At 69.5% G+C, this 23,089-nt stretch carries 20 protein-coding genes and 1 pseudogene; 6 read left to right on the top strand and 15 right to left on the bottom strand.

All coding sequences use genetic code 11. The features are described from left to right. The 3 genes from ACZ51D_RS27000 to ACZ51D_RS26990 all read right to left on the bottom strand — a co-directional run. Window positions 1–210 (bottom strand): IS110 family transposase (locus ACZ51D_RS27000; RefSeq protein ID WP_465663744.1); only part of this gene is annotated, 210 nt, incomplete at its 3' end. A 660-nt stretch (window positions 211–870) separates the two neighbouring features. Beyond that, window positions 871–2,469 carry a helix-turn-helix domain-containing protein gene (locus ACZ51D_RS26995; RefSeq protein WP_465663743.1) on the bottom strand — a complete coding sequence of 533 codons (1,599 nt, stop codon included), beginning with the start codon at window positions 2,467–2,469 and terminating at the stop codon, window positions 871–873. Window positions 2,470–2,539: 70 nt separating this feature from the next. Further along, the gene (locus ACZ51D_RS26990; RefSeq protein WP_465615241.1) at window positions 2,540–2,662 is read right to left on the bottom strand and encodes a hypothetical protein; all 123 of its coding nucleotides are present in this window, start codon (window positions 2,660–2,662) and stop codon (window positions 2,540–2,542) included. A gap of 342 nt (window positions 2,663–3,004) precedes the next feature. On the opposite strand from ACZ51D_RS26990, the gene ACZ51D_RS26985 reads away from it, so the two are divergent. Continuing rightward, window positions 3,005–3,334, top strand: a complete 330-nt coding sequence (locus ACZ51D_RS26985) for a helicase associated domain-containing protein (RefSeq protein WP_465615239.1) — start codon at window positions 3,005–3,007, stop codon at window positions 3,332–3,334. A 44-nt stretch (window positions 3,335–3,378) separates the two neighbouring features. On the opposite strand, the pseudogene ACZ51D_RS26980 reads toward ACZ51D_RS26985, so the two are convergent. The 7 genes and pseudogenes from ACZ51D_RS26980 to ACZ51D_RS26950 all read right to left on the bottom strand — a co-directional run bounded on the left by ACZ51D_RS26980 (window position 3,379) and on the right by ACZ51D_RS26950 (window position 12,243). Beyond that, window positions 3,379–4,219, bottom strand: a pseudogene (locus ACZ51D_RS26980) (IS5 family transposase). 283 nt (window positions 4,220–4,502) lie between these two features. Beyond that, the gene (locus ACZ51D_RS26975) at window positions 4,503–4,874 is read right to left on the bottom strand and encodes a hypothetical protein (RefSeq protein WP_465615237.1); all 372 of its coding nucleotides are present in this window, start codon (window positions 4,872–4,874) and stop codon (window positions 4,503–4,505) included. 859 nt (window positions 4,875–5,733) lie between these two features. Beyond that, complete coding sequence (locus ACZ51D_RS26970) at window positions 5,734–6,573, bottom strand: thioesterase II family protein (protein WP_465663742.1); 840 nt, start codon at window positions 6,571–6,573, stop codon at window positions 5,734–5,736. Then, window positions 6,570–7,163: an NADPH-dependent FMN reductase gene (locus ACZ51D_RS26965; RefSeq protein WP_465663741.1), complete on the bottom strand. Its 594-nt coding sequence runs from the start codon at window positions 7,161–7,163 to the stop codon at window positions 6,570–6,572. Before ACZ51D_RS26965 ends, ACZ51D_RS26970 begins: the two co-directional genes overlap by 4 nt. A gap of 170 nt (window positions 7,164–7,333) precedes the next feature. Continuing rightward, complete coding sequence (locus ACZ51D_RS26960) at window positions 7,334–8,806, bottom strand: MFS transporter (protein ID WP_360497280.1); 1,473 nt, start codon at window positions 8,804–8,806, stop codon at window positions 7,334–7,336. A 423-nt stretch (window positions 8,807–9,229) separates the two neighbouring features. Then, window positions 9,230–11,020: a S9 family peptidase gene (locus ACZ51D_RS26955; RefSeq protein ID WP_465663740.1), complete on the bottom strand. Its 1,791-nt coding sequence runs from the start codon at window positions 11,018–11,020 to the stop codon at window positions 9,230–9,232. Continuing rightward, window positions 11,017–12,243, bottom strand: a complete 1,227-nt coding sequence (locus tag ACZ51D_RS26950) for a M20/M25/M40 family metallo-hydrolase (RefSeq protein WP_396289119.1) — start codon at window positions 12,241–12,243, stop codon at window positions 11,017–11,019. The genes ACZ51D_RS26955 and ACZ51D_RS26950 overlap by 4 nt, the downstream gene beginning before the upstream one ends. A gap of 180 nt (window positions 12,244–12,423) precedes the next feature. Between ACZ51D_RS26950 and ACZ51D_RS26945 the strand changes: the two genes are divergently transcribed. The 5 genes from ACZ51D_RS26945 (at window position 12,424) to ACZ51D_RS26925 (ending at window position 17,094) form a co-directional block, all read left to right on the top strand. After that, entirely contained in the window at window positions 12,424–12,966 is a 543-nt protein-coding gene (locus ACZ51D_RS26945) for an ArsR family transcriptional regulator (RefSeq protein WP_465615225.1), read from the top strand. A 242-nt stretch (window positions 12,967–13,208) separates the two neighbouring features. Then, window positions 13,209–13,880 (top strand): NAD(P)H-binding protein, encoded by a 672-nt coding sequence (locus ACZ51D_RS26940; RefSeq protein WP_465663739.1) that lies wholly within the window; start codon window positions 13,209–13,211, stop codon window positions 13,878–13,880. Window positions 13,881–14,341: 461 nt separating this feature from the next. After that, window positions 14,342–15,610: a helix-turn-helix domain-containing protein gene (locus ACZ51D_RS26935; protein ID WP_465663738.1), complete on the top strand. Its 1,269-nt coding sequence runs from the start codon at window positions 14,342–14,344 to the stop codon at window positions 15,608–15,610. Beyond that, window positions 15,607–16,422, top strand: a complete 816-nt coding sequence (locus ACZ51D_RS26930; RefSeq protein ID WP_465615221.1) for a class I SAM-dependent methyltransferase — start codon at window positions 15,607–15,609, stop codon at window positions 16,420–16,422. The genes ACZ51D_RS26935 and ACZ51D_RS26930 overlap by 4 nt, the downstream gene beginning before the upstream one ends. 9 nt (window positions 16,423–16,431) lie before the next feature. Then, window positions 16,432–17,094 (top strand): O-methyltransferase, encoded by a 663-nt coding sequence (locus ACZ51D_RS26925; RefSeq protein WP_465615219.1) that lies wholly within the window; start codon window positions 16,432–16,434, stop codon window positions 17,092–17,094. Window positions 17,095–17,208: 114 nt separating this feature from the next. Here the strand turns inward: ACZ51D_RS26925 and ACZ51D_RS26920 are convergent, their stop codons facing one another. Genes ACZ51D_RS26920 through ACZ51D_RS26900 form a run of 5 tightly spaced genes read right to left on the bottom strand, consistent with a single transcriptional unit; the run spans window position 17,209 to window position 23,062 of the window. Continuing rightward, complete coding sequence (locus tag ACZ51D_RS26920) at window positions 17,209–18,303, bottom strand: HAD-IIIC family phosphatase (RefSeq protein ID WP_465615217.1); 1,095 nt, start codon at window positions 18,301–18,303, stop codon at window positions 17,209–17,211. Beyond that, complete coding sequence (locus ACZ51D_RS26915) at window positions 18,300–19,436, bottom strand: acyl-CoA dehydrogenase family protein (protein ID WP_465663737.1); 1,137 nt, start codon at window positions 19,434–19,436, stop codon at window positions 18,300–18,302. The genes ACZ51D_RS26920 and ACZ51D_RS26915 overlap by 4 nt, the downstream gene beginning before the upstream one ends. Next, on the bottom strand, window positions 19,429–19,725 hold the full coding sequence (locus ACZ51D_RS26910) for an acyl carrier protein (protein ID WP_360497305.1): 297 nt from the start codon (window positions 19,723–19,725) through the stop codon (window positions 19,429–19,431). Before ACZ51D_RS26910 ends, ACZ51D_RS26915 begins: the two co-directional genes overlap by 8 nt. After that, a complete protein-coding gene (locus ACZ51D_RS26905; protein ID WP_360497308.1) occupies window positions 19,722–20,579 on the bottom strand; it encodes a 3-hydroxyacyl-CoA dehydrogenase family protein in 858 nt (285 codons plus the stop codon). Before ACZ51D_RS26905 ends, ACZ51D_RS26910 begins: the two co-directional genes overlap by 4 nt. Next, window positions 20,558–23,062, bottom strand: coding sequence for a type I polyketide synthase (locus ACZ51D_RS26900; protein ID WP_465663736.1), 2,505 nt, complete (start codon window positions 23,060–23,062; stop codon window positions 20,558–20,560). The genes ACZ51D_RS26905 and ACZ51D_RS26900 overlap by 22 nt, the downstream gene beginning before the upstream one ends. Between the last annotated feature and the right edge of the window lie 27 nt (window positions 23,063–23,089).

The following is a 23,089-nucleotide window of genomic DNA, read 5'->3' as shown; positions in this document are numbered from 1 at the left end:
GACGGCCACCAGCAGGCCGTGGCTGGTCTCGATCGCCACCGGGATCGGCGCCGCCGGGGTGTCGCCGTGTTCGGCGAGCAGGTCCAGCAGCAGCCGGTAGCCGGCCGCGTCGTCGGTGATCCGGCGCTTGGCCACCAGCGATCCGGCGTCGTCGACCAGGGCGACGTCGTGATGCGATTCGGCCCAGTCGATACCGCAGAAGATCTTCAACCGACTCTCCCAACGTTGCCTGTTTTCGCAGGTCACGAGCACATGCGGGTCACGCGGCGCCCTAATCCCAGGACTCTTCGGTCCGCCATCTCAGTAGCCGTTCATGACACCAGCGCGCCCCGGGGCCCCCGTCTGCGTCAGAGCTCGAAGGCTCGCGGAGATCAAGAAGGGGTCATCCCTGGAACGGGCTCGCACCATGACCACGGAAACACGATCACCAGTGGGTTTCGCGGCGGCCCGAAGGGGCCGGACAGCGCCGCTCTTCTTTACGGACCTCGCAGGTCAAGGGTTGTCCAGGCATCGGCCCGGCACCCACGCGACCACCACGAAACCCACCAACCGCGACAGCACCGCTCTGTCTGAAGGCATCATGAGCCACAAGATGATCAGGTGTCGCGCCAGACAGATCCAGGGCCGCCCTTACCGAGCGATCTGGAACCGCCTTCACATCGGATTAGGGGTTGTCGGATTTACCGGCCACCGGGAAATGGCTGGTGACCTGCGGAAACGCGCGGACGCGGCCGGGAGCGGCGTGGTACCTACGGTGGTACCTGCGCAACTGCCCACGGTGCCACCTGCGGTGGTACTTACGGGGAACTCTGCGACCCTGCCCTGGAACGCGCGGACTGCCTTCAGCTGGCAGAAGTGGCAGATGCCGGATTACCGGCCACGGATGGACCCGGCGATCCAGCGCAGAAGGGCGAGGACGGCGAGGCCGAGGATGATCAAAGGGGCCAGGGAAGTGAAGCGGGTGATCAGCTGTCCCGCGTTGCGGCTGAGTTCGCCCCAGAGGACGCCCGTCGGGACGGCCGCGGCACCGGCCGCTTTGATGGTGTTGAAGACGCGGCTCGGGGTGGGGCCCCTGGAGAATGATCTCGTGACGAACAAGGTGAGCCATAGGCGCAGTCGCTCACCCGCGCTTGCCGAGTCCGGTCGGATGTGGAAGTAGGCCCCGAACAGATCCCACTCCTTGTCCTCCCATGTGAGGGGAGCGAGGGCCGCTTCGGTCAGGAGAACGAGGAACGGAGCCATGGAGGTGCCCAGGAGAAATATGGCAAACGCTGTGTGTCCGACGTGGGCTGGCAGGGAGTGGGTTGAGTCCCCATGGGATGCCACCCACCGGTAGGTGCCGAGCTGTGCGGCTATGGCCGTGGCGGCGAGCACCCCCATGACCGTCTCTGCGGCCCGTCCCATCCGCTGCGGGGTATCGGAGACCAATGGGCGCCGGGGCTTGCGGAAAGGGCCGGGGCCGCCTCGTGCGCGCCCACGCGGGGGCACGGGGCGGGTGGTCTGCCGGCCTGCGCCGGCGTAACGCTGATCCGAAGAGTGGACTCGGGCCTGTGCAGTCGCCAGCATTTCCGGACCGGGAACGGCGTCGGCCGGTGCCGGTTCGGCCTGGAGCTGCTCGACCTGGCGGCGAAGCGTGCGCAGTTCCCGCCGTACGGTGACGAGCTGGGATTCGGCGGTGGTGGCGCGTCTGTCGGCGTGCTCGAGGTCGGTGTGCAGCCCGCGTACGAGCGTGGCGGCGGCATCGAGCTGGCCGCGCTGCTCGGCCAGCTGCTTCTCCAGGGCGGTTCGGGTGGCCTCGGAGCGCTCAACGCTGGCGGTGAGGGCCTGGGTTTCGGCGGCCGCGGCGTGCCGCTCGTTGGCACGTTCGGTCCGCTCGCGCTCCAGGAGCTGGTACAATCGCTCGGCCTCGGCTTGGTGGGCGGTGATCCTGGTCTGCAGGTCGGCGGCTGCCGCACGGCGTTCCTCAGCGTGTTCCACCCGTTCATCGCGGAGGAGGGACTCCAGTTCCTTGACCTTGGACCGCGCCTGCTCGAGAAACTCCTGCAAGACGAGGACCTGCTCGGAGGCCGAACCCGCCGCCTGGGCCGCGCGGCGCAGGTCATGCAGGCGGCGTGTGTCGTCGACCGGAGCGCCATGGGCGTCCAGGAAGTTCAGGAAGCCGTCCAGGAACTGCTGCGGGGCGGTTCTCTGGCCGGACAGGTAACGCGAGACCGTCGCCGGTGCGTACTTCACTGCTCTGGCTAACTGAGCCTGCGTAACACCACCGGCTTTGACGCACTGGTCGAAAGCATCCCTCAGCGCGGACGCATAGCCGCGACCTGCCTTGGTGGTCGCCTTGTTCCTGTCCTCGCCGCTGCTCGCTTGGCCTTCCACGCGTTCCCCGCTTGGCAGTTGACATCCGTTCCGGGAATTGTGCCACCTCGTCGCGATGCAGAAATTGCCAGTGCCCGGGAACAGGAGGCTTTCCACTTCCGCAAGACCGGACCACGGTCGACCGTGAAGCCATGGATCAACGATCAAACCGACCGAAGACCGTGGCTCACCGCCGGACGGCCGCGGCATCCATGCTGCCGGGCCTGGGCACCATCGTGTCCGCGACCGCCGGCGCGCCCTGGTGGCTGGTCGGGCTCAGCTCGGTCCTGGCGTTCCTTGCCATCGCCATGCAGCTGATTCTCCCGCAGGACTCCGCCGACCGGCTCGCCTGGTGGAAAGCCCGCTGGTCCCGCCCGACCCCGCCCCGAACACGGACCAAACACACACATCACCCGCCGTCCGAACCGCCGGGCGGAAGCCACTGACGGCCGGCCGGAAGCTGTGCGGTACTCCCCCGCCCGCAGCAGCGCCATCCTCCGCTACACCCACGACAGCGAGACGCAGCCTCACGCCGACCACCTGGCAGCGCACCCACGTTGCCACCCGGCAGTGGTGGCTCGAGTCCGACGGACCACGCCGACTGGCCGGCCCTGCTACTGGTAACCGCCTTCGAGGACGAGCAGCTTGGCCGGTGGATGCGGGCACAGCGGGCCGGCCCGCCGAGCTCGACCAGGAGCAGCAGGCCCTGCTCGCGGCGCTCGGCATCGAGCAGGGCCAGGAGCTGGCTGCCGCGCGGGCGGCGGCCGCGGCGAAGCCGAAGGTGTCGCGCGCTGACCGGTTCGGTGCCGGCCTGGCGGCGCTCGCGGCCTTCGTCGAGCGCGAGGGGCACGTCCGGGTGCCGCGCACTCACAAGGAGGACGGGGTGTCCCTCGGGTCCTGGCTGAACATCCAGAAGGCCCGCCGGGACAAGCTCAGCCCGGAGCAGCTCGGGCAGCTGGAGGCTCTCGGGGTGGCCTGGTAGAGCTTTGAGTGGGCATTTGATGAGAGTAGTTTGCCCTTTATGTACTAGTAGGTTCCTCGCCAGGTTGGTGTGGTTTCGTCCGTTATGCGCTTGGCGAGGTTGTCGATCGAGGCGATGTGGATCATGGCTTCGGAGCTGGTCGACAGTGTCTCGTAGTCGCGGGCCAGCCGGCGGCGCTGCATGATCCACCCCAGACTCCGTTCGACCACCCACCGCCTTTTCGCCACGTGAAATCCGGGGACGTCGGACTTCCGGTGGACGACCTCGACGTCGATGCCCAAGCGTGCGCCGTGCTCGATCACGGCGTTCTTGAAGCCGGTGTCGACCCAGCTCTTGGAGATGCTTGGGTAGGTCTTCTTGGCCTGGTTGAGGAGGCGTATTCCCAGGGCGTTCTCGGACAGGCTCGCGGCGGTGACGGTGACGGCGAGGATGAGTCCGATGGTGTCGGTGAGGATGCCTCTCTTTCGGCCGACGATTTTCTTCGCGGCATCAGTTCCCTGGCTGGTCAGGGGAACGTTGGTGGAGGTCTTGACGCTCTGGGTGTCGATTACCGAGGCGGCCGGCTCAGGCTTGCGCCCTTCCTTCACCCGGGCCAATCCAGTGAGGTCGTAGTTGAGTTGGGCGAAGATGCCCCTCATCGCGCCAGGCGGCGTAGTAGGCGTAGACGGTTCCGTGGTTGGGGAAGTCGTGCGGGAGGTACTTCCATGGGATTCCGGTCCGGTTGACGTAGAGGATTGCGTTGAAGACGTCGCGAAGTTCGACCTTTGCGGGCTGGCCGGTCGGCCGGCGGTCGAGCCTGGCTTTTCTCCATGCCGTCAGAATCGGCTCGATGAGGGCCCATCGGGCGTCGGATAGGTCGCTCGGGTACGGCTTGCGCTCGGTCATGAAACAGCGTCAGCACAGATGGGACGGAGGATCCCGTTCCACTGCCAGATCGGCGTTTCTATGACTTCTTCGAACCAGACGGACTTCAGGGCGTAGATGCAGGCGAGACGGACAGTCGCTCCTCCGGCGAGAGGGAGGACGTTATTCATCTATCGTGCATAACGTCACTAAAGCGGCGCTACCATAAGCCACTTACAGGACTGGATATGCCAAAACGCCCACTGAAGCCCCGTTTACCCAGTCCGTCCGGGGCGGGGGCTTCGATGTGTGCGCGGCTGGTGGTCTACCACCAGCCGGAGCACCCAGGGGCGGAATCATCGCCGGAGCAGACCTGCAGCAAGAGATAGCGAGCTCCGGTGAACGTGCCGTGATCGCGATAGACGCGTCGTTCCTGACCGTCCAGGTTGACATAGAACTTGGTAGTGCGGCGGTGGTCGCTGTTGGGGCTCCACCACTTGCCGTTATAGATGCCGGGGCGCACCCGCCACCAGGACTTGCACACCTGGGCTTCCCAGTTCCCGTCGGTGTACAGGTCGGTGCAGGCCGTGGTGGCTCCGGCGGGGGTCGCGGTGGTGGCACCGGCGATCGGTGTCGCGAAGGTGAGGGCAGCGGTGGTGGCTATGGCTATGGCGGCAGCTTTGAGGGTCTTGCGCATCGATTCCTCCCTGAGGGCCACATGGGTGGTGTGTCGAGAGTGGCGGTGCGGGGCAGTCCAAGGCCGATTCGGGGATCGACCCGATGAAGCAGAACCGGCCCAGAGTGGCGGTTTCCCTCCAACTTTCGTCCCCTGCTGCCCAGTTGTTCAGAGTGCCAGCAGCGTTCCATGAACGCCATCCGATATATGGCCGGGCTCAGGCTCGACTTTCGCTGTTCTGACGGTCCGTCGATTCTTGTGCGGACGTGTCGAGGCCGGCTGTGGACCATGCCTGCTGGACGGCGCGGATTTCCTGATCGCGGCGGCCGACGGCCGATCGGGGCCGAGGAGTTGATCCCGCGAGGCCATCGAACGCGGCGGCATCGTGCTCGAGACCGTGCACGGCGACTGCGGCACCTTGATGACCTCCGAGAAGGTCTCCCAGTTGCTGGTCGGCCTCGGCGTCATCAGGAGCCACTCCCCTGCTAGGGGCAGCAATGACAGCCCATAGGGCGAGAGCCGGTTCACGATCGCGAAGTACGCGCCGGATTGCCTGCGGCGGTTCGCCTCGCTCGCACACGCCAGCGAGTGGTTCGACGGATTCACCTCGTACTACACCACGAACACCGGAGCTCCGGGATCGGCCTGCGCACTCCCGCCGATCAGGATCGACGACCCTGCCAGGCGCGGGGGTTGTGTAGGACCGATTCTTGGGCCGAGGCGCCGCGGGGCCTCGCGCGGTCGACGCGACGAGGGCTCGGTCGCCTGGTGGGGAAGAGCTGTGGGCCGGTCCGGTGTCGGGGCTGGCGGTGCTCGGCGGTCCGTGTGCCGTGCGGTCGCTCGGCGGCCGGTATTGCGCGCGGCAGCGGGTCGTCGTGCGTCATGGTGTTCGGCAGGGTGAGTGGCCGCGCAACGGTTTCCCTTGTGGGGTGGGGGGTGCGGGAGTTGTGCGGTTCGCGGTGACGGCTTCGATGATGCGGCCGGCGACCGAGTGCGCGTGGGTGTGCAGGTAGAAGTGGCCGCCGTGGTACAGGTGCGGTCCGTGGAATCGCCGGGTGTGGGCAGCCCAGGCTGCGAGGCGTTCTTTTCTCACGACGGTGTCCTGGGTGCCGCCGAAGGCGGAGACGGCGACGGGCAGGGGCGTGGTGTCCGGGGCCGGGCGCCAGGTGTTCACCAGCGCGATGTCGTTGCGGAGGACGGGTTCGAAGAGCCGCCACAGGCAGGGGGTGTCGAGGATCTCGGCGGGTGTGCCTCCTGTGGACCTGAGCCAGTCACGCAGTTGGGCTTGGGTCGATGGGTGGGGGGCTTGCGCTTGTTCGGCGGGGCTGGGCGCTGCGCAGGAGGACAGGCCGGTCCACACCGGTGGGTGCTGTCCGGCGTTGGCGAGGCGCCGTGTCAGTTCGTAGGCGACCAGTGCGCCCATGCTGTGTCCGAAGAAGGCGTACGGGCGGTCCGTCCACGGCTCCAGCTCGTGCAGGAAGAAGTCCACGAGGCCCTCGCCGGTGTCGATCAGCGGGTCGCCGCGAAGACGTCCGCGCCCGGGGGCGTCCAGGAGGCACACCTCCCAGTCGGCGGGAAAGGCCGACTCCCAGCCCTGGTAGAGCAGATGTGAACCGCCCGCGTGGTGGAAGAGGAACAGCCGCACGGCCGCGCCGGGGACCGGTCGCGGGATCGTGAGCGCGCCCTGGGCGAGCGGGCGCCGGGCGGCGGTGACGCTCACCGGACGCTTTCCGTCCCGGAGCTCGCGAGGACGCGCATCGTGGCGAACTCGACGACCTGCGCCGCCATCTCCTCCAGCTGTCCTTGGACGTGGCTGTCCTTGCAGTCTCCGGCGGGTGAGAAGCGTGCCACCGACGTGTTGATCGCGGCGCCCAGCGGCGTGGGCCAGCCGCGCAGCGCATGGGTCACGTCGCGCAGCGCGGCCAGTGTGGAGACGGCGCCCTGCCAGCCGTTGGCAACCGCCACGCATCCGACGGCCCGTTCGCTGAAGTAGGGCCGGGTGTCCTCGCGTAACTCCTCGACGTAGTCCAGGGCGTTCTTCACCAGGCCGGAGATCCCGCCGTGGTAGGCGGGGCTGGCGAGGACGAGGGCGTCGGCGCCGGCTATGGCCGACAGGAGCCGTCTGGCCTGCGGTGCGGTGACGCCGCGCCGGGGGTCGTACAGCGGCATGGCCAGTGCGGGGCCGGGGATCAGCTGCACTGCTGCGCCGCGTCGTTGCGCCGCGTCCAGGACCACCCGCAGGGCCTGCTCGGCGGTTGATCCGGGCCGGCTCGAACCGCCGACACCGACCACGTTCACGGTCTGGTGCATGGGGTTGTGCCTCCTTCTCGTTCGGGTGCCTGAGGGTGTTCGCGGTGCGGGGTGGGGGGTGGTGCGGTGCGTACCTGCCTTGGCGTCACGGTCGGGGAAATAAAAGGTGATTCCACCCGTGCGCAGTGAACACGAAGTGGAATCATCTTTTACTTATTCATGTCAGGAGGTCAGACGGCGGACGCCACGTCGTCGTGCTGCTTCTCGGACACCTCGGGGGCCACGACCGCCGCGTTGCGCCGGAAGTTCAGCGCGACCAGCACGATCATCACCATGCCGGCCACGCCGGCCCACATGGCGGAGCGCACACCGTCGGCGGTGGCGACGCGCAGCGCCTCACCGGTCAGTCCTTCGTGACCGGAGTTGGCGACCGCCACCAGGGCGGCGAGGCCGACCGCGGCACCGACCTGCTGGCCGGTCGCCGCGACACCCGAGGCGATGCCCTGGTCCTCTGCCGCGACCCCGGTGGTCGCCGCCGCGTACATCGCGGTGAACACGGTGCCCTGCCCGAGGCTGAGGATGAGCACGCCCGGCACCAGCTCCAGGTACGTACCGGACGGCGAGACGGAGAACGCGAAGGCCACGGTGCCGACGACACCCATGAGGAGCGCGCCGATCAGCGTGGCACGCACCCCGAAGCGGGTGGCCAGCTTCCCGCCGGACAGGTTGCCGATGAGCACCCCCACGCACGGCACGAGGAAGGCGAGACCGCTCTTCGTCGCGGAGTAGCCGTGCACGCTCTGGAAGTAGAGGGTGTAGAAGTAGGGCAGCGCGCCGAAGGTCCCCATGAAGATGAAGGTGACGACGGTACCGGTGCTCAGGTTGCGGTTGCGGAACAGGCGCAGCGGCAGCAGCGGGTCGCGGCCGCGGCCCTCGATGGTGAAGAACGCGGCGAGCACGGCCACCGCGATGGCCGCGGTGATCAGGATCGTCGGCGAGGTCCAGCCCGACACCGGTCCCTGGACGAGGGTGAACACCAGCAGTGTCGATCCGACGGTCGCGGTCAGCGCACCGGGCAGGTCGAACTTGCGCCCGGAGGCCCCCAGGTCGGTGTCCTTCGGGATGATGGCGAAGGTGAGCAGCATGGCGCCACCGGCGAGCGGGACGTTGGCGAAGAAGATCGACGCCCAGCCGAAGCTGCCGGTCAGCACGCCGCCGAGGAGCGAGCCGAGGATCATGCCGCTGCCGCCGGCGCCGCCCCAGATCGCCAGCGCGCGGTTGCGCTCGGGGCCTTCGGCGAAGGTCGTGGTGACCAGGGAGAGCGTTGCGGGGGCGAGGAAGGCGCCGCCGATGCCCTGCACCGCACGCGCGATGATCAAGGTCGTCGGGTCGCCCGCGAGCCCTCCGGCGAGTGAGGAGACCGCGTACAGGAACAGGCCGAAGGCGAACATCCGGCGGCGTCCGAACAGGTCCGCCGCACGGCCGCCGAGCAGCAGGAAGCCGCCGAAGGCGACGGCGTAGGCGCTGACGACCCACTGGAGGTTCTGCGCGGAGAAGCCGACGCCGGTGCGGATCTCGGGCAGTGCCACGAAAACGATGCTGTAGTCAATGGCGTAGATGCACTGGGCGAAAGCCAGCAGTGCCAGGATCAAGCCGAGGCGTCGGCGGGGTGGCGCCCCGGCGCCGGGGACTGCAGGAGACATGATCTGTCCCTATCCCTTCTGGGTTTTTCGGGTGCTGGTCGGTAACGGGCGTAGGACGGGCGGCGCGGCGTCGACTGGTTCGGTGCTTGCGCCGTGCGTCATCGGGTACGCCTTCGGTGGTGGGACTCGAGACATTCGGTCAGGGGAGTTTCGGCAGGCAGGTGCACCGGCGCGTGGTAGGTCTTCGCGTCGTGCTTCCTCAGCAACCCGAGCTGGTCGACGACCTCTTCGTGGAGCGTGGTCGTGATCCGGTGAGATATCCGTGACAGTCTGTGCAGCTTGTCGTGGATCCGCTTACGCGCCACGGAACCGTCGGAGACGAAGCCGCCGGTCGGCCGGCTTTCTTCGGCGGTGCGTGGTCTTCCCGCCCCCGCAGGCGCCGACGACGGCTGTTTTCATGAATGCGTGCCCCCTCAGTCGTTTTCAGTACCCCTGGCGGGACTGCGCCGGTGCGGCCGTTCTCGCGCCGTTGGGGCGCGGCTCGAGGTGGTCGCGGAACCACTGGACGACAGCGGCGTCGAGTTCGTCCCGTTCCTCGCGGTCGTCCGGGAGGTGACCGCGGGAAAGGCGGATGAACCGCACGGTCTTGTCCAGTCCGGTCAGCGTCTTGTACAGCTGTTCGGTGCCGTTGATGACGACTGTGGTGTCGTCCACCGCGTGTGCCAGCAGCAGCGGCGCCTGGATGTGCGCCGCGTGGGTCAGCGGGCTCGCTGCCCTCAGTCTCGCCAGGTCCGCCGGGTCGTCGACGTCGCCGATCCACTCCACGACCCGTCGGCTCCATGTCGGTGGCAGGGCCCGGACGTCCGATTCGAGGTCCGCCGGCCCGCAGATCACGACGCCGGCCCGCCAGTGGTGCGGCAGCCTCGTCAGGCAGCTGAGCGCGGCGAACCCGCCGTAGGACATCCCGTGGACGCCGAGCCTGTCGCCGTCCACCCAGTCCAGGCTTCGCAGGAACCGTGCGGCGGCTTCGAAGTCGGCCAGGTCGCCGCGTCCCCAGTCGCGGTAGATCAGCCGCTGGTAGGCCAGCCCCCGTCCGGTCGAGCCGCGCACGTTCGGCGCCAGCACGGCGATTCCGGCTCGCACCATGCGCTGGATCAGCGGGTCGTGGACCGCCAGCGCGGCCCACTCCGGGCCGCCGTGGATGGTCAGCACCGCGGGGACGGGACCGGTCGTCGAGCGCGGGCGGTACAGCAGTCCGGATATCTCCAGCCCGTCCGCTCCGGTGAACCAGACCGTCTCCGGTGCGACGAGGTCGTCCGGCAGCTCGTCGCTGAAGTCGGTGAGCCGGTGTGACTCGCCGGTTGCCAGGTCGACCAGGAAGAACTCGGTCGCCCGGTCGCCGGCGCCGACCTGTGCGAGCAGGCGCTCTCCGGCGAACCGCGGCACGAAGCCGTCGTAGCCGAACGGCTGGGAGGCGAATCCGGGCAGTTCGACCGTGGTCTGCGGTGTGCACAGGATCGTGCGCTGGTCCTGGGGCAGGGCCCAGACGACCTGCGGGCCCACGATCACGTTCTCCACGTCGGCGTCCGGCGTGGCGATCCACTGCAGCGGCCGGCCGGGGACGAGCAGGGCGACACCGAGGAAGTCACGGCCCTCGGTGGTGCACACGTAGATCCCGTCCTCGTTCCACCCGCCCGGCTGGTACTTCGCCGGGCCCTCGTGCGGGGTGAGGTGCTGGGTGCGGCCGGTCGCGAGATCGCAGGCGAACAGGTCCTGGTCGGTGTTCTGGTGGAACCTCAGAACGAGCAGGTACCTGGAGTCCGGTGAGAAACATATCGGCACGTACCGGTCGTCGCCCTCCAGGACCATCCTGGACTCGCCGGTCGTCAGGTCCCGTACGTAGACGTCGAGACAGGTGACGTCGCGCGCGCTGGTGGCGTACGCGAGCAGGCGCCCGTCGGGGCTGTACGGCCGGCTTCCGCTGGAGTACGGCACGCCGATCTCGCGCCGGACCCCGGGTTCCGCCGCTATCCACTCCGACTCGCCGGTGGCCGGGTCGAGTTCGGCCAGCCGGTAGTCCTGGCCGCCGGTCACGTCCGTCACCACGAGCAGGCGGGTCTCGTCGGGCCGCCACGCCAGCCGGGTGACCGCGCCGTCGATCGGGAGCATCCGCCGCTGCCCCGCCCAGGTCTGGAACCACGGCTGCGGCCGGCCGGACTCGTCGCTGACGTACGCGAAGCCCTCCTTCGCGGGCCAGGCCCCCCAGACGGTCATGAGTGCGCCGCCAGTGCGAGCTGGATCGTCGCCGCGGCGACGATTCCACGGCGGAACCGGTCGAGGTCGAAGTTCTCGTCGGGTGCGTGGTTGGCCTCGTCGACGTTGGCCAACGGCACGCCGTAGCAGGGGCAGGAGAGCTCATCGCTGAGCACGGCGATCGGCAGGCTTCCGCCGAGCGAGGGAACCAGCAGCGGCCGTTGCCCGAGCACGTCCTCGACCGCCTGGAGAATCGTTGCCGTGTAAGGGGTTTCGGGTAGTGTGGTGGAGGGTGCCATGGCCGCGTCAGTCACGAACTCGACATCGGGAGCGTACTTTGCGACGTGCCGCCGGATGGCGTCGGCGACCTGGTCCGGTGTCTGGCCGCCGACCAACCGGGCCTCACACCGGGCGATGGCGACGTCGGGGATCACCGCGCGGTGGTCGCCGGAATCCGCGCAGGTCAACGAGTTCACGGTCAGGGTGGGCGCGGCCAGGCGTTCGTGGAATCCCAGCTCGGCCGGCGGCTCCATGCCGGCGGCCCCGATCGCTTCGAGCGTGGCGGCCACGTCCACCGGAAGATCCGCCAGGGCGGCACGCTGACCACCGGTCAACGGCGGGACGCCGTCGGCGAATCCGGGCACGGTCACGGTCCCGTCCGCCGACCGCATGGTGGCCAGCAGCTGCACCAGCGCCCACGCCGGGTTCGGCGCGACTCCGCCCCAGTTCCCCGAGTGCAGCGGCCGGTTCGCGCCTCGCGCACGCAGTTCGAACATCAGGATTCCGCGCACGCCGAGGACCACGCACGCCCGGCCCGAGTCGTGCACGGGCCCGTCGCTCCAGATCACCAGATCGGGCCGGCCGACCTGGCGTACGGCCGCGGCCAGGTTGGGGCTGCCGATCTCCTCCTCGCCGTCGAGCAACACCGTGACACGGCAGGGGAATCCGCCGGTCAGGTCCCGCAGGGCACGCAGCCCCAGCAGTTGCGCGAGATGCTGCCCCTTGTTGTCGCCGGTGCCACGCCCGTACATCCGGCCGTCACGGATCGACGGCACGAACGGCGGCGTCGTCCACAGTTCGAGCGGCCCGGCCGGCTGTACGTCGTAGTGACCGTAGATCAGCACGTGCGGCCCGGGCCCGTCCGCCGTCCCCACCAGCGCGGGCCAGCCGCCGGTCTCGACCAGTCGGGCCTCCAGGCCCGACGCACGTAACAGCCGAAGACCGTGGGCCGCGGCCTCGGCCATGCCCTCGCCGGTCCGGCTCACGCTCGGCCGGGAGATCCAGTCCGCCAGCTCACCATCCAGGTCCCGGCTGCCCACCCAGTCCCGGAGCTGCTCGATCACAGACCCTCCAACCGATTGCACAGAATGAAATCGATAGTAGTCAAGCAAACCAGCGCGGGCTTGGCAAGGTAGGGTGCCGCTGTGGAAGCGACGATCGAAGATCTCAAAGCACTCGGGCACCCGGTCCGCTGGCGCATCCTGCGGCTGTGCCTGGAGCGTGCCTTCACCAACAAGGAGCTGTCCGTCGAACTCGACCTTGCTCCCGCGACGACCCTGCGCCACGTCCGCGCCCTGGTGAAGACGAACTTCCTTGTCCCCGAAGCGGTTTGCACCGGTGAGCACGGCGCGCTGCAACGGCCCTACCGCGCGACCGCACGCTCCCGGGGCCTGATCATCCTGCCCGACGACGCCGGCCTGGCCCAGCAGGTCGACCTGGCCGTGATCGGCGCCCACCGCACCGAACTGATCGCCGCGGGCAAGGACTCCGGCCGTGGCGCCAAGAGGGGCGTACTGCGGTTGCGGCCCGAGTCCGTGGAGTCACTGCGCAACCGGATCCAGGACCTGATCGCCGAGTACACCGACGAACCCGACGGCGAGCCGCTGAGCTACCTGTGGTCACTCGCCGCCCGGCCCCAGCCCGACGTCAGCCCCCGGGACAACGGCGCCGACCCGATTGACCATTGACCGATAGGCGGGACCGATGCTTGACTCATTCACCATTCGAGTGACGCGTTTGAGGTCGCCACGGCGGCCGGCAGGACGACGGCATCAGTTCCTTGTCAGAACGTGCACGTCAATGACGGGCTGGGCCAGGCTGCCGGCCCTGATCATTCGTCACGGCGCAGGCTCGGCGGGTTAGCGCTACACACCCGCAGCACCGAATCCGGGGAAACCCGAAGCACCGATTCCGGGGAAAAGGGTATCGAATGAAGATTGTCATCGCCGGCGGCCACGGAAAGATCGCCCTGCGGTTGACTCGGCGCCTCGCCGAACGTGGCGACTCCGTCGTGGGCATCGTGCGCAATCCCCGCCACGTCGACGACATCGAAAAGACCGGCGGGGAGGCCGTCGTGCTCGATCTCGAGCACGCCACGGTGGACGAGGTGGCCGCGGCCCTTGCCGGCGCGGACGCCGTCGTCTTCTCGGCCGGCTCGGGCAACAGCGCCACCTCCGCACGCCGGGACAAGATGGACCGGGCCGCTGTCGTGCTCGTCATGGACGCGGCGGAACAGGCCGGTGTGCGACGGTTCCTGCACGTCAGCTCCATCAACGTGGGCTGCGCGGACGACCGCGGCATCGGCGAGGGGTACGCCGTCTACCTGCGGGCCAAGCGAGCCGCCGAACAGCACATCTTCGCCCGGAACACGCTCGACTGGACGGTCCTGCGGCCCGGCGTGCTCACCGACGCGAACGGCGACGGAACCGTCGAACTCACCACCGGGAACCGGGTCGGGCCACAGCACGCCAGGTTCGACCAGGTCGCCAGGGAAGACGTCGCCGCCGTGCTCGTGGCGCTCATCGACCGGCCCGACACCGCCGGCCGCATCTACGTGGTGGTCGGCGGCGAGACCCCCATCGACAAGGCGATCGACAGCTAGGGGGTTCCCCCTGGAAAAGGGTCGCGCGACCCGGGATCACTGCGGTTCCTGACGGCACCGCAGTGACTCCGCGAATACCGGTTGCCGTCCGGGCGTCCCGAATCGTATGCAGATCTCGAGAGACCGATTCGGGACGCCGCCACGAATAGTGACGTCACGTCGTTTCGCCCGAACCACCGGGCCGACGGGACGTCATTCACTCACGCACAGTCCAATCCGGACAGTGGGCTCAGCACGAAGGGTCTCATTTTACAGCACAGGGGGGTTACTTTGTTGTGCAGTCAATTGCCAAGAAAAGGCCGGCGGCTCGAGCCGGCGTCGTGATCGCCGGCAACAGCGCCGTCGGCAAGTTACCGGCGAACGAATCGGCCGAACGCCGATTCGGTTCCGTCGCGGTGGCCCCATCGCCACCCCACCGGCCGTCGGGCAACGCCCCGACAGCGCGCTGCACCCACTGGGCAGTGACCGCGGCAGCCATCCCGTACTGGGGAGCGGGCGGTGTCGACACCGCGCACCGGGGCCTGGGCGACAGCGGCAGTGCGGTGGCCGAGGCACACTGGACCGGCTTGCTGCTACTGGACGACTGCACCCACGCGGCACCGGCCGCACACGAGAAAGTACCGCGCGACCGCCCCGTGCCCGAGGGGGCGATCCGGCCGGCGGTGACCACCGTGGTCGTCGCGGCCAGCCCGGCCGGCCGGTTCGACCGGGCGTCGGCGGCCGTGGACCGCCCCGACCCGGGCCAGCCCTGGTTCGCCGAGATCGGCTACGCGCACTGCTTCGCGTTGCTGATGGCCGGCCAGGTGCGCCACGCCTGCCGGATAGCCGAGAACGGGTACCGGGACGAGGTGGCCGCCGGAAACATCGCGGTCGCCGGTGGCTGGTTGACGCTGCGCGGCCAGGTCGCCAACGTCGCCACCGCCATCGCCGACGCGGAGGCCGCTTCGCGCCTGTTCGACGGCGGAAACTCCTGCCTCATGCTGGCACCGCGTCTGGCCGAACTCGCCGTGTTCGGCGACCAGGCCGGCGCACACCAGACCCGGCAGCGCACCGACCAGGCACCCGAAAGTCGCCTGTTCCTCCCGTGGCTGACCCTGAGCCAGGCGTGGACCACGGCGGCCTGCGGGGACACCACACTCGCCGCCCGGCAGGCACTCGCCGCGGCCGACATCGCCATGGCCCTGGGCCAGTACGCCGTCGAGGCCACGGCAAGCTACGACGTGGCCCGTCTCGGCAATCCCAACGCCGTACGACACCGCCTCGCCGCGCTCGTCGACCTGGTACCGGGGCCGGTCGTGCCGGCCATGGCCGGCGCCGCGGCCGCGTTGGCCCGCTCCGATCCCGCAGCCCTGGACTTCGCCACGGCGAAGTTCACCGAACTCGGGATGGACCTGCTCGCCGCGGAGACCGCCACCGCCGCGGCCGCACTACGGCACACCTGCACGCCCCCCGGCACCATCGCGTGTCCGAACGCGACGACCCCGCTGTTGCAGCTCACCGCCCCGCTGGTCGGACTCACCAGCCGCGAGCGGGACGTCGCGCTGCTGGCCGCCAACGGATTCACCAGCCCCGCCATCGGGCACCGGCTGGGGCTGTCCGCCCGCACCGTCGACAACTACCTGGGCCGCGCCTACCAGAAGCTCGGGGTGACCAGCCGCCGCGATCTGGCCCCGCTGGTCGTCGGCGACCGTCCACAACCACCGATCCACGCCGAAGGGAAGCACCGATGACCTCCATGAGCGACCTCGACAAAATATCGGCCAACCGAGAAGGCTTCAACCTGCGAGCGCGGGCACACATGCAGTCCTCGTACTACGACGTGGACAGGTTCAAGCAGGGGCACAACATGCTGCGCCGGCTGGAACAGGAGGAACTGGGCGACGTCCGCGGCAAGTCCCTGCTGGAACTGCAGTGCCACATCGGCGTCAACGCGCTCTCGCTCGCCCGTATGGGCGCGCAGGTGACCGGCATGGACATCTCCGACGAGGCGATCGACATCGCTCGCAACCTCGCCAGGGAGCTCGACCTCGACGCGAGCTTCGTCCAGGCGAACCTCTACGACTTACCGACAGTGCTCGACGGCCAGTTCGACATGGTGTTCACCGGCTACGGCACCCTCTCGTTCCTGCCCGACATCACCGGCTGGGCCAAGGTCGCGGCAGGGTTCGTCAAGCCGGGCGGCACCCTCACGATCGTGGAGATCCACCCGATGCTCACCCTCTTCGGCGACGTCGACGGGGAGCTGCGGGTGGCCCGCTCGCTGTTCCAGTCCCGGGACGTGCACCACGAGATGTCCGCGACCTACGCCGACCGGATCGAGGACGAGGTCGAGGTCGAGACGCACTCCATCTACGGCTGGCGGTGGTCCGTGGAAGAGGTGGTGAACGCGCTCATCGGCGAAGGCCTGACCATCGAGCGCATCCGCGAGGTTCCCTACGACGCGCGCCAGCGGCTCCCGCTGATGGTGCCCGACGGGGACCACAACTGGCGGATCCCGGGCGACCCGATCCCGCTGTCGTTCGCCTGCGTCGCCAGGAAGTGAGTCGCCGCCATGGCAGATCAGATCATGGCGACACCGGAAATCCGCGAGTACGTCCGCGCCGTGTCCCTGCGGGAGGACCCGATACTGGCCGAACTCCGGGCGCAGACCGCGGGGTTGCCGGCCGGCTCGGCCATGCAGGTCATGGCCGAGGAGGGCCAGCTGCTGGCGCTCCTCGTCGGCCTGACCGGGGCCGGATCGGTGCTGGAGATCGGCACCTTCACCGGCTACAGCACCCTGTGCATGGCGCGTGCGCTGCCACCGGACGGCACGGTCGTCACCCTCGACCTCAGTGACCGGTGGCCGGCGATCGGCGCCGACTACTGGAAGCGCGCCGGAGTCGCCGACCGCATCGACGTCCGCATCGGTGACGCGACCCAGACGCTCGCCGCCCTCGCGGACGAGCGCGGCGGCGAGAGCTTCGACCTCGTGTTCATCGACGCGGACAAGGCCAACTACGGGACGTACTACGAGGCCGCGCTCAAGCTCACCCGACCGCAAGGGCTGATCGTCATCGACAACACGCTCTTCTTCGGCCGCGTGGTCGACCCGGACCGCCAGGACCCGGACACCGCCGCGGTGCGGGCGCTCAACGCCTCGCTGCGCGACGACCAGCGGGTGGACGTCTCGATGCTCACGATGGCCGACGGAATCACCCTCGCCCGTAAGAGGTGACGCATCGGCTCACGGCCGGTCGGACGGCGGTAGCGCGACGCGAACGCTCGCAGCCCCTCTCGGATGAGAGGGGCTGCGAGCGTTCGGGCTTCGTGTGCGTCGGCGCGGACGAGGTCAGGCCGTGGCCAGCCGGACGGCGTTGAGCCGCATCGTGCCGGGCGCCGGCCTCGGTGCCGGTGTGAGGTGCAGCCGTTGCGTCTCCCCGCCGTCCGGCGGCGGCAGTTCGGCAAGGCACGCACAGCGCTCGTCGGTGAACCCGGCGAAGCGGTACGCGACCTCCATGATCCGGTTCCGTGCCGTCGGCCGGAAGTCCGCGACCACATGGGCGCCGGCCGTCGCCGCCTCGTCGACCAGCCAGTTCAGCACGGTGGCGCCGGCCCCGAACGAGACGACCCGGCACGAGGTGGCCAGGAGCTTCAGGTGCCACACCGCCGCACCGGTCTCCACCAGCGCGACACCGACCGCGCCGTGCGACCCGAAGCGGTCGCTCATCGTCACCGCGAGGACCTCGTGGCGTGCGTCGTCCAGGAGCGCGCGCAGGTCGGCGTCGGAGTAGTGCACACCGGTCGCGTTCATCTGGCTCGTACGCAGCGTCAGCTCCTCCATCCGAGACAGGTCGCCGGCAGTGGCCCGGCCGATCTCCATCACGAGGCCCAACGAACGCAGGAACTCCTCCGACGGCCCGTCGAACGACTCCTGCTCGGCCTGGCGCCGCACGTTCGCCTGGTACATCTGGCGGCGACGGCGCGAGTCGACCGTCACCGTCGCCGGGGTGAACTCGGGCAGCGTCAGCAGCTCGGACACCGACTCGGCCGGGTAGCAGCGCACCTGCGGCAGGTGGAACACCACCTCCGCGCGTTCCGCCGGCTGGTCGTCGACGAAGGCGATCGTGTGGTGGGCGAACTTCAGTTCGTCGGCGATCTCCCGCACCGACGACGACTTCGGGCCCCACCCGATCCTGGCGGCCACGAAGTACTCGGCGACGCCGAGCTCCTCGAGGCGCTGCCAGGCGGGGCCGTGGTCGTTCTTGCTGGCGACGGCCTGCAGGATGCCGCGGGAGTCGAGACCCACGATGGTCTCGTAGACCCGGTCGTCGACGACCACGTCGTCACCCTCGAGCAGGGTGCCCTTCCACAGCGTGTTGTCCAGGTCCCAGACGACGCATTTGACGGTGGTGATCGGTTCGCTCGGTGGCACTGGTCCGTTCACTGCGCCTCCTCCTGCCGCACTGTGCTGTTCCCGGTCGCCAGGGCGTGTCTGGCGAGTTCGAGTTGGCATATCTCGCTGCTGCCCTCGATGATCTCCATCAACTTGGCGTCCCGGTAGGCGCGGGCGACCACGTGGCCGTCCGACGCGCCCGCCGAGGCCATGACCTGCAGAGCCGACGCGCTCCCCCGCACGGCCTCGGTCGCGCTGACGTGCTTGGCGAGAACCGTGGCGATCACGAGGTCCGGCGACCCCGACTCCCAGCACTCACTGGCCTGCCGACACACCGCGGTGGCGACCCGCTCCGCGGCGTAGAGCTCGGCGACCCTGCGGGCGACCAGCTGGTGCTCCGCGATCGGTTTGCCGAACTGCCGCCGCGACCGCGCGTGTTCCGTCACCGCGCCGAGACAGCCGCGCAGGATGCCGACGCAGCCCCACGCCACCGACATCCGGCCGTAGGCCAGGGCCGTCGTCACCAGGAACGGCAGCGACAGCCCGGTGCCGCCGAGGACGTTCGCGGCCGGCACGCGTACCCCGTCCAGCCGCACCTGCGCGTGCCCGGCCGCACGACAGCCGACCGGGTGCGGGATCTTCTCGATCCGGACCCCCTCGGCGTCCGTCGGCACGACCACCGCCGCCGCGTTGTCGCCCAGCTTTCCGATGACGACGACCAGGTCGGCATAGGCCGCCGCGGTGATCCACGCCTTGCCGCCGTCCACGACCACCGTGTCACCGTCGAAACGCAGCTCGGTGGTCATCGCACCGAGGTCACTGCCGGCGTCCGGCTCGCTGAAGGCGACGGCCGCGAGCCGGCCGCCGGTCAGCTGCGGCAGGAACACGGCCCGCTGCTCCCGGGTGCCGAGGCGCTGTACCGTCCACGCCGCCATGCCCTGCGAGGTCATCACACTGCGCAGGGAACTGCACAGGCTGCCGGCATGAGCGGTGAGCTTCCCGCTCTCCTGGCTGCCCAGGCCGAGTCCGCCGTACTGCTTTCCCACCTCGGCACAGAGCACGCCGGCGGCACCGAGTTCGCTCAGGACGGTACGCGGGATCTCGCCGGCGATGTCCCATCCGCCGGCGCTGTCCCCGACGAAGCGCCAGATGTCCTCGTGCCCTGAGGAGAGTGCGTCAGACATCGCTGTCTGCGGCAGACTCTGCCTGGAGTCGGCCGACGAGCGTGGCCATGCTCTTGACCGTGCAGAAGTTGGACAGCTGCAGGTCCGGTCCGGCGACCGTCACGGAGTAGGCCTTCTCCAGGAACACGACCAACTGCATGGCGAACATGGAGTTGGCGACCCCGGTGGTGAAGAGGTCCTGGTCCACCTCGGGCCTGGTCCGGGTCTGCTCGGCCACGAACCGGGTGATCTCGTCGACGACGGCGTCCATGTCGAAGGGCGCCTTCTCGGTCTGCTGTTCCGGGGTCATGACTGTGCCTCACTGTAGTTGTAGAAGCCACGGCCGCTCTTTCGGCCGAGTTCGCCTCGCCGGACCTTCTCGAGGAGAAGCTCACTGGGACGGCACCGCTCGTCCGCGGTCCGGGCGTACAGCGCCTCCAGGGCGTCGACGAGGTTGTCGATGCCGATCAGGTCCGCGGTGCGCAGCGGGCCCGTCGGATGGCCGAGGCAGCCCTGCATCAGGGTGTCCACGTCCTCGACGGTGGCGGTGCCGGCGCCGACCACCCGTGCGGCGTCGTTGATCATCGGGTGCAGGAGCCGGCTCGTCACGAACCCGGGCGCGTCACGGACCACGACCCCGCGCCGGCCGATCCGGGTCAGCAGTGAGAGCACCGACTCGACGGTCTCGTCCGCGGTCTGGGGGCCGCGGATCACCTCGACCATCGAGATCAGGTAGGCGGGATTCATGAAGTGCGTTCCGATGAGGTCACCGGGGCATTTCACCCACGCCGCCATTTCGTCGATGGGTATTCCGGAGGTGTTGGAGATCAGGGGGGTTCCGGGCCGGACCAGTGCCGATACGCCGGCGAGCACGTCGGCTTTGTTCTCGGGCAGTTCGGTGACCGCCTCGATGACCACGGTCGCGTCCGCGACGTCGCTCAGTGAGAGTGTCGTGCGCAGCTTCGCCGGAGTGGTCCCGGCGGGCAGGGCGCCGGTCAGCTGGGCGTGCCGCAGGCCGTTGGCGGATGCCGCGGCGGCGCGGTCCAGTACGCCCTCGTCGACGTCCACCAGGACGACGGGCAATCCGTGCCCGACGACGAGCGTCGAGATCCCGGTGCCCATGACGCCCGCTCCTACGATGGCTACAAGCTGCTCGTCGTCCATGAGGCCTCCTCCAAACCCAGGGGTTCGTAACTGCCGGAGTCGGGGCCGATCCAGTACCGGCTCCGTTGGAAGGGGTAGCCCGGCAGGGACACGCGCCGCGGTCGCGACGTGCCGTGCAGGGCCTCCCAGTCGATGTCCACGGTGGACTGCCACAGCGTGCCGACGGCGTCGAGCAGGGCGGCGAGGTCGGATCGGTTCGCCTGCGCGGGTGGCAGTGAGGCCACTGCCACCAGGTGCTTCGCGGTGTCCTGCCGTGCGACGGTTTCGGTCAGTGTGCTGCCCGGTCCCACCTCCAGCAGGATCCGGCCGGGCTCGCCGGCCAGTTCGCGCAGGCCGTCGGCGAACGGGGCCGGCTCGCGCAGGTGGCGGGCCCAGTGGGCCGGGTCCACGGCGTCCTGCGGGCCGATCCAGGTGCCGGTCGCTGCGCAGATGTAGGGCACCTGCGGTGGCTTGAGTTCGTGGCGCGCCACCTTGGCGGCGAACTCGGACGCGTGCGCGTCGGGGATCCGGCCGGCTCCGGCGCGGGAGCGGATCTCGGCGCCGGCGACCGTGACGTCGATGGCGTCCGCCAGGTCGATCACGCCGGCCAGGCAGGCGGCCACGTACTGGCCGTCGCCCTCGCCGATCATCGCGGCGGGGTGTACTCCCCACGACTGCCACAGCCGGGCGAGGGACCACTGCAGGGTGAAGGCCGCGGCCGCCACGCCGCGCGGGTCGTCCTGCGGTGCCTTCGGACCGTCCCAGGTGGAGGGGAGGAGCAGGGCGCGCAGGTCGTACCCGAGCAGTGGCCGCGCCAGTTCGGCGCAGCGGTCCACCTGCTCGGCGAAGGCCGGTTCGCGGCGGTGGATCGCCGGGGCGGCGTCGGGCCGGTGCGAGGCGCTGCCGGGGAACATGAAGGCCACCTGGCGGGCTTTCACGTCGTTGGCGGTGTCGACGGCTCCGGGCTTTGCCAGCGCCCGGAGGGCGGCTGTGGCTTCGGCCCGGTCGCGGCAGACCAGGTGCCGGCGGTGGGGGAAGGCGCGGCGGCCGACCTGGAGGGTGTAGGCGACGTCGGCGAGGTCGAGGTCGTCCTGGCGGTCCAGGCGGTCGGCGAGGTTGTTCGCCGCGTCGGCCAGGGCCTTGCCGGTGCGTGCGGACAGGACGAGCAGTTGCCGGTCGTGTGTGTGCGGTGCGGAGGCCTGCGGTGTCGGTGTCGGTGCGGGTGCCTCTTGGAGGACCACGTGCGCGTTGGTGCCGCCGACCGCGAAGGCGCTGACGCCGGCGCGTCGCGGTGTCGCGGCGCGCGGCCAGGGGCGGGCGGTGGTCGGGACGTAGAAGGGTGTGCGGTCCAGTAGGAGCGCTGCGTTGGGCGTGTCGTAGTTGATGCTCGGCGGGATCTCGCCGTGTTCGAGTGCCAGTACGGCCCTGGCGAAGCCGGCCGCCCCTGCGGCGGCGTCCAGGTGGCCGATGTTGGCCTTCGTCGAACCGATCGCGCAGTAGTTGCGCTCCTTGGTGTCGAAGGCCTTGGTGAGCCCGGCCACCTCGATGGGGTCGCCGAGTGGGGTGCCGGTGCCGTGTGCCTCGATGTAGCCGATGGTCTCCGGCGGGACGCCGGCGACGGCCTGGGCGGTGGCGATCACCTCGGCCTGTGCCTGCATGCTGGGCGCGTTGAATCCGAATTTCGCCGAACCGTCGTTGTTGACCGCGCTGCCGAGGATGAGCGCGCGGATGTGGTCGTTGTCCGCGAGCGCGTCGCTCAGCCTGCGCAGCGCGACGACCGTGACGCCGTAGCCGGGGACGGTTCCGCTGGAGGCGGCGTCGAACGGCCGGCAGTGGCCGTCACGGGCGAAGATGCCGCCCGCGACCACCGGGTAGCCGCCGATCAGCGGGACGGGCAGTGCCACTCCCCCGGCCAGTGCCATGTCGCATTCGTGGCTCAGCAGCGACTGGCAGGCGAGGTGGATGGCGACGAGCGAGGTGGAGCAGGCCGACTGCACGGTCATCGCGGGGCCGCGCAGGTTGCACAGGTAGGCCGCCCTGGTGGCGAGGAAGTCCTTGTCGTTGTAGGGGCGGGCGGAGAAGGCCGCCAAGGATCCGCGGAACTTGGCGTTCGCGAGGAGGTTCAGCGGCAGGTACTTGCTGGCGAACTGGCCGGCGTAGACGCCCACGGCGCCGTCGAAGCGCGCCGGGTCGTGCCCGGTGTCCTCCAGGGCGTGCCAGACGGTCTCGACGAAGATCCGCTGCTGCGGGTCGCTGATCTCGGCCTGTTCCCGGCTGTACCCGAAGAACTCCGCGTCGAAGTGGTCGGCGTCCTCGATGACGGCGGCGGCGGGCACGTAGTCGGGGTGGGCCACCATGTCTACCGGCCAGCCGGCGTCGGTCAGTTGCCGGGTGCTGAACCTGGAGACCGACTCGACGCCGTCGCGCTGGTTGCGCCAGAACTCCTCGATGGTGGCGGCTCCCGGCAGTCGTCCGGCGATCCCGACGACCGCGATCGGCTCCATCCCGTCTTCCATTTCGGTACTCACCCA

Source organism: Kitasatospora sp. NPDC033851 (assembly GCF_055576085.1).
The sequence above is the reverse complement of the archived record's forward strand: the minus strand, read 5'-3'. Positions and strand labels throughout refer to the sequence as shown.

Coding starts and splice junctions, on each gene's coding strand:
- ACZ51D_RS26990 (WP_465615241.1), bottom strand. CDS start 2,662: ATGGCGATGGCAAGGAACGCCAGGACCGAGCTGAGCCCGACCAGCCAC.
- ACZ51D_RS26975 (WP_465615237.1), bottom strand. CDS start 4,874: ATGCGCAAGACCCTCAAAGCTGCCGCCATAGCCATAGCCACCACCGCT.
- ACZ51D_RS26965 (WP_465663741.1), bottom strand. CDS start 7,163: ATGCACCAGACCGTGAACGTGGTCGGTGTCGGCGGTTCGAGCCGGCCC.
- ACZ51D_RS26960 (WP_360497280.1), bottom strand. CDS start 8,806: ATGTCTCCTGCAGTCCCCGGCGCCGGGGCGCCACCCCGCCGACGCCTC.
- ACZ51D_RS26955 (WP_465663740.1), bottom strand. CDS start 11,020: ATGACCGTCTGGGGGGCCTGGCCCGCGAAGGAGGGCTTCGCGTACGTC.
- ACZ51D_RS26950 (WP_396289119.1), bottom strand. CDS start 12,243: ATGGCCGAGGCCGCGGCCCACGGTCTTCGGCTGTTACGTGCGTCGGGC.
- ACZ51D_RS26940 (WP_465663739.1), top strand. CDS start 13,209: ATGAAGATTGTCATCGCCGGCGGCCACGGAAAGATCGCCCTGCGGTTG.
- ACZ51D_RS26930 (WP_465615221.1), top strand. CDS start 15,607: ATGACCTCCATGAGCGACCTCGACAAAATATCGGCCAACCGAGAAGGC.
- ACZ51D_RS26925 (WP_465615219.1), top strand. CDS start 16,432: ATGGCAGATCAGATCATGGCGACACCGGAAATCCGCGAGTACGTCCGC.
- ACZ51D_RS26915 (WP_465663737.1), bottom strand. CDS start 19,436: ATGTCTGACGCACTCTCCTCAGGGCACGAGGACATCTGGCGCTTCGTC.
- ACZ51D_RS26910 (WP_360497305.1), bottom strand. CDS start 19,725: ATGACCCCGGAACAGCAGACCGAGAAGGCGCCCTTCGACATGGACGCC.
- ACZ51D_RS26905 (WP_360497308.1), bottom strand. CDS start 20,579: ATGGACGACGAGCAGCTTGTAGCCATCGTAGGAGCGGGCGTCATGGGC.
- ACZ51D_RS26900 (WP_465663736.1), bottom strand. CDS start 23,062: ATGGAGCCGATCGCGGTCGTCGGGATCGCCGGACGACTGCCGGGAGCC.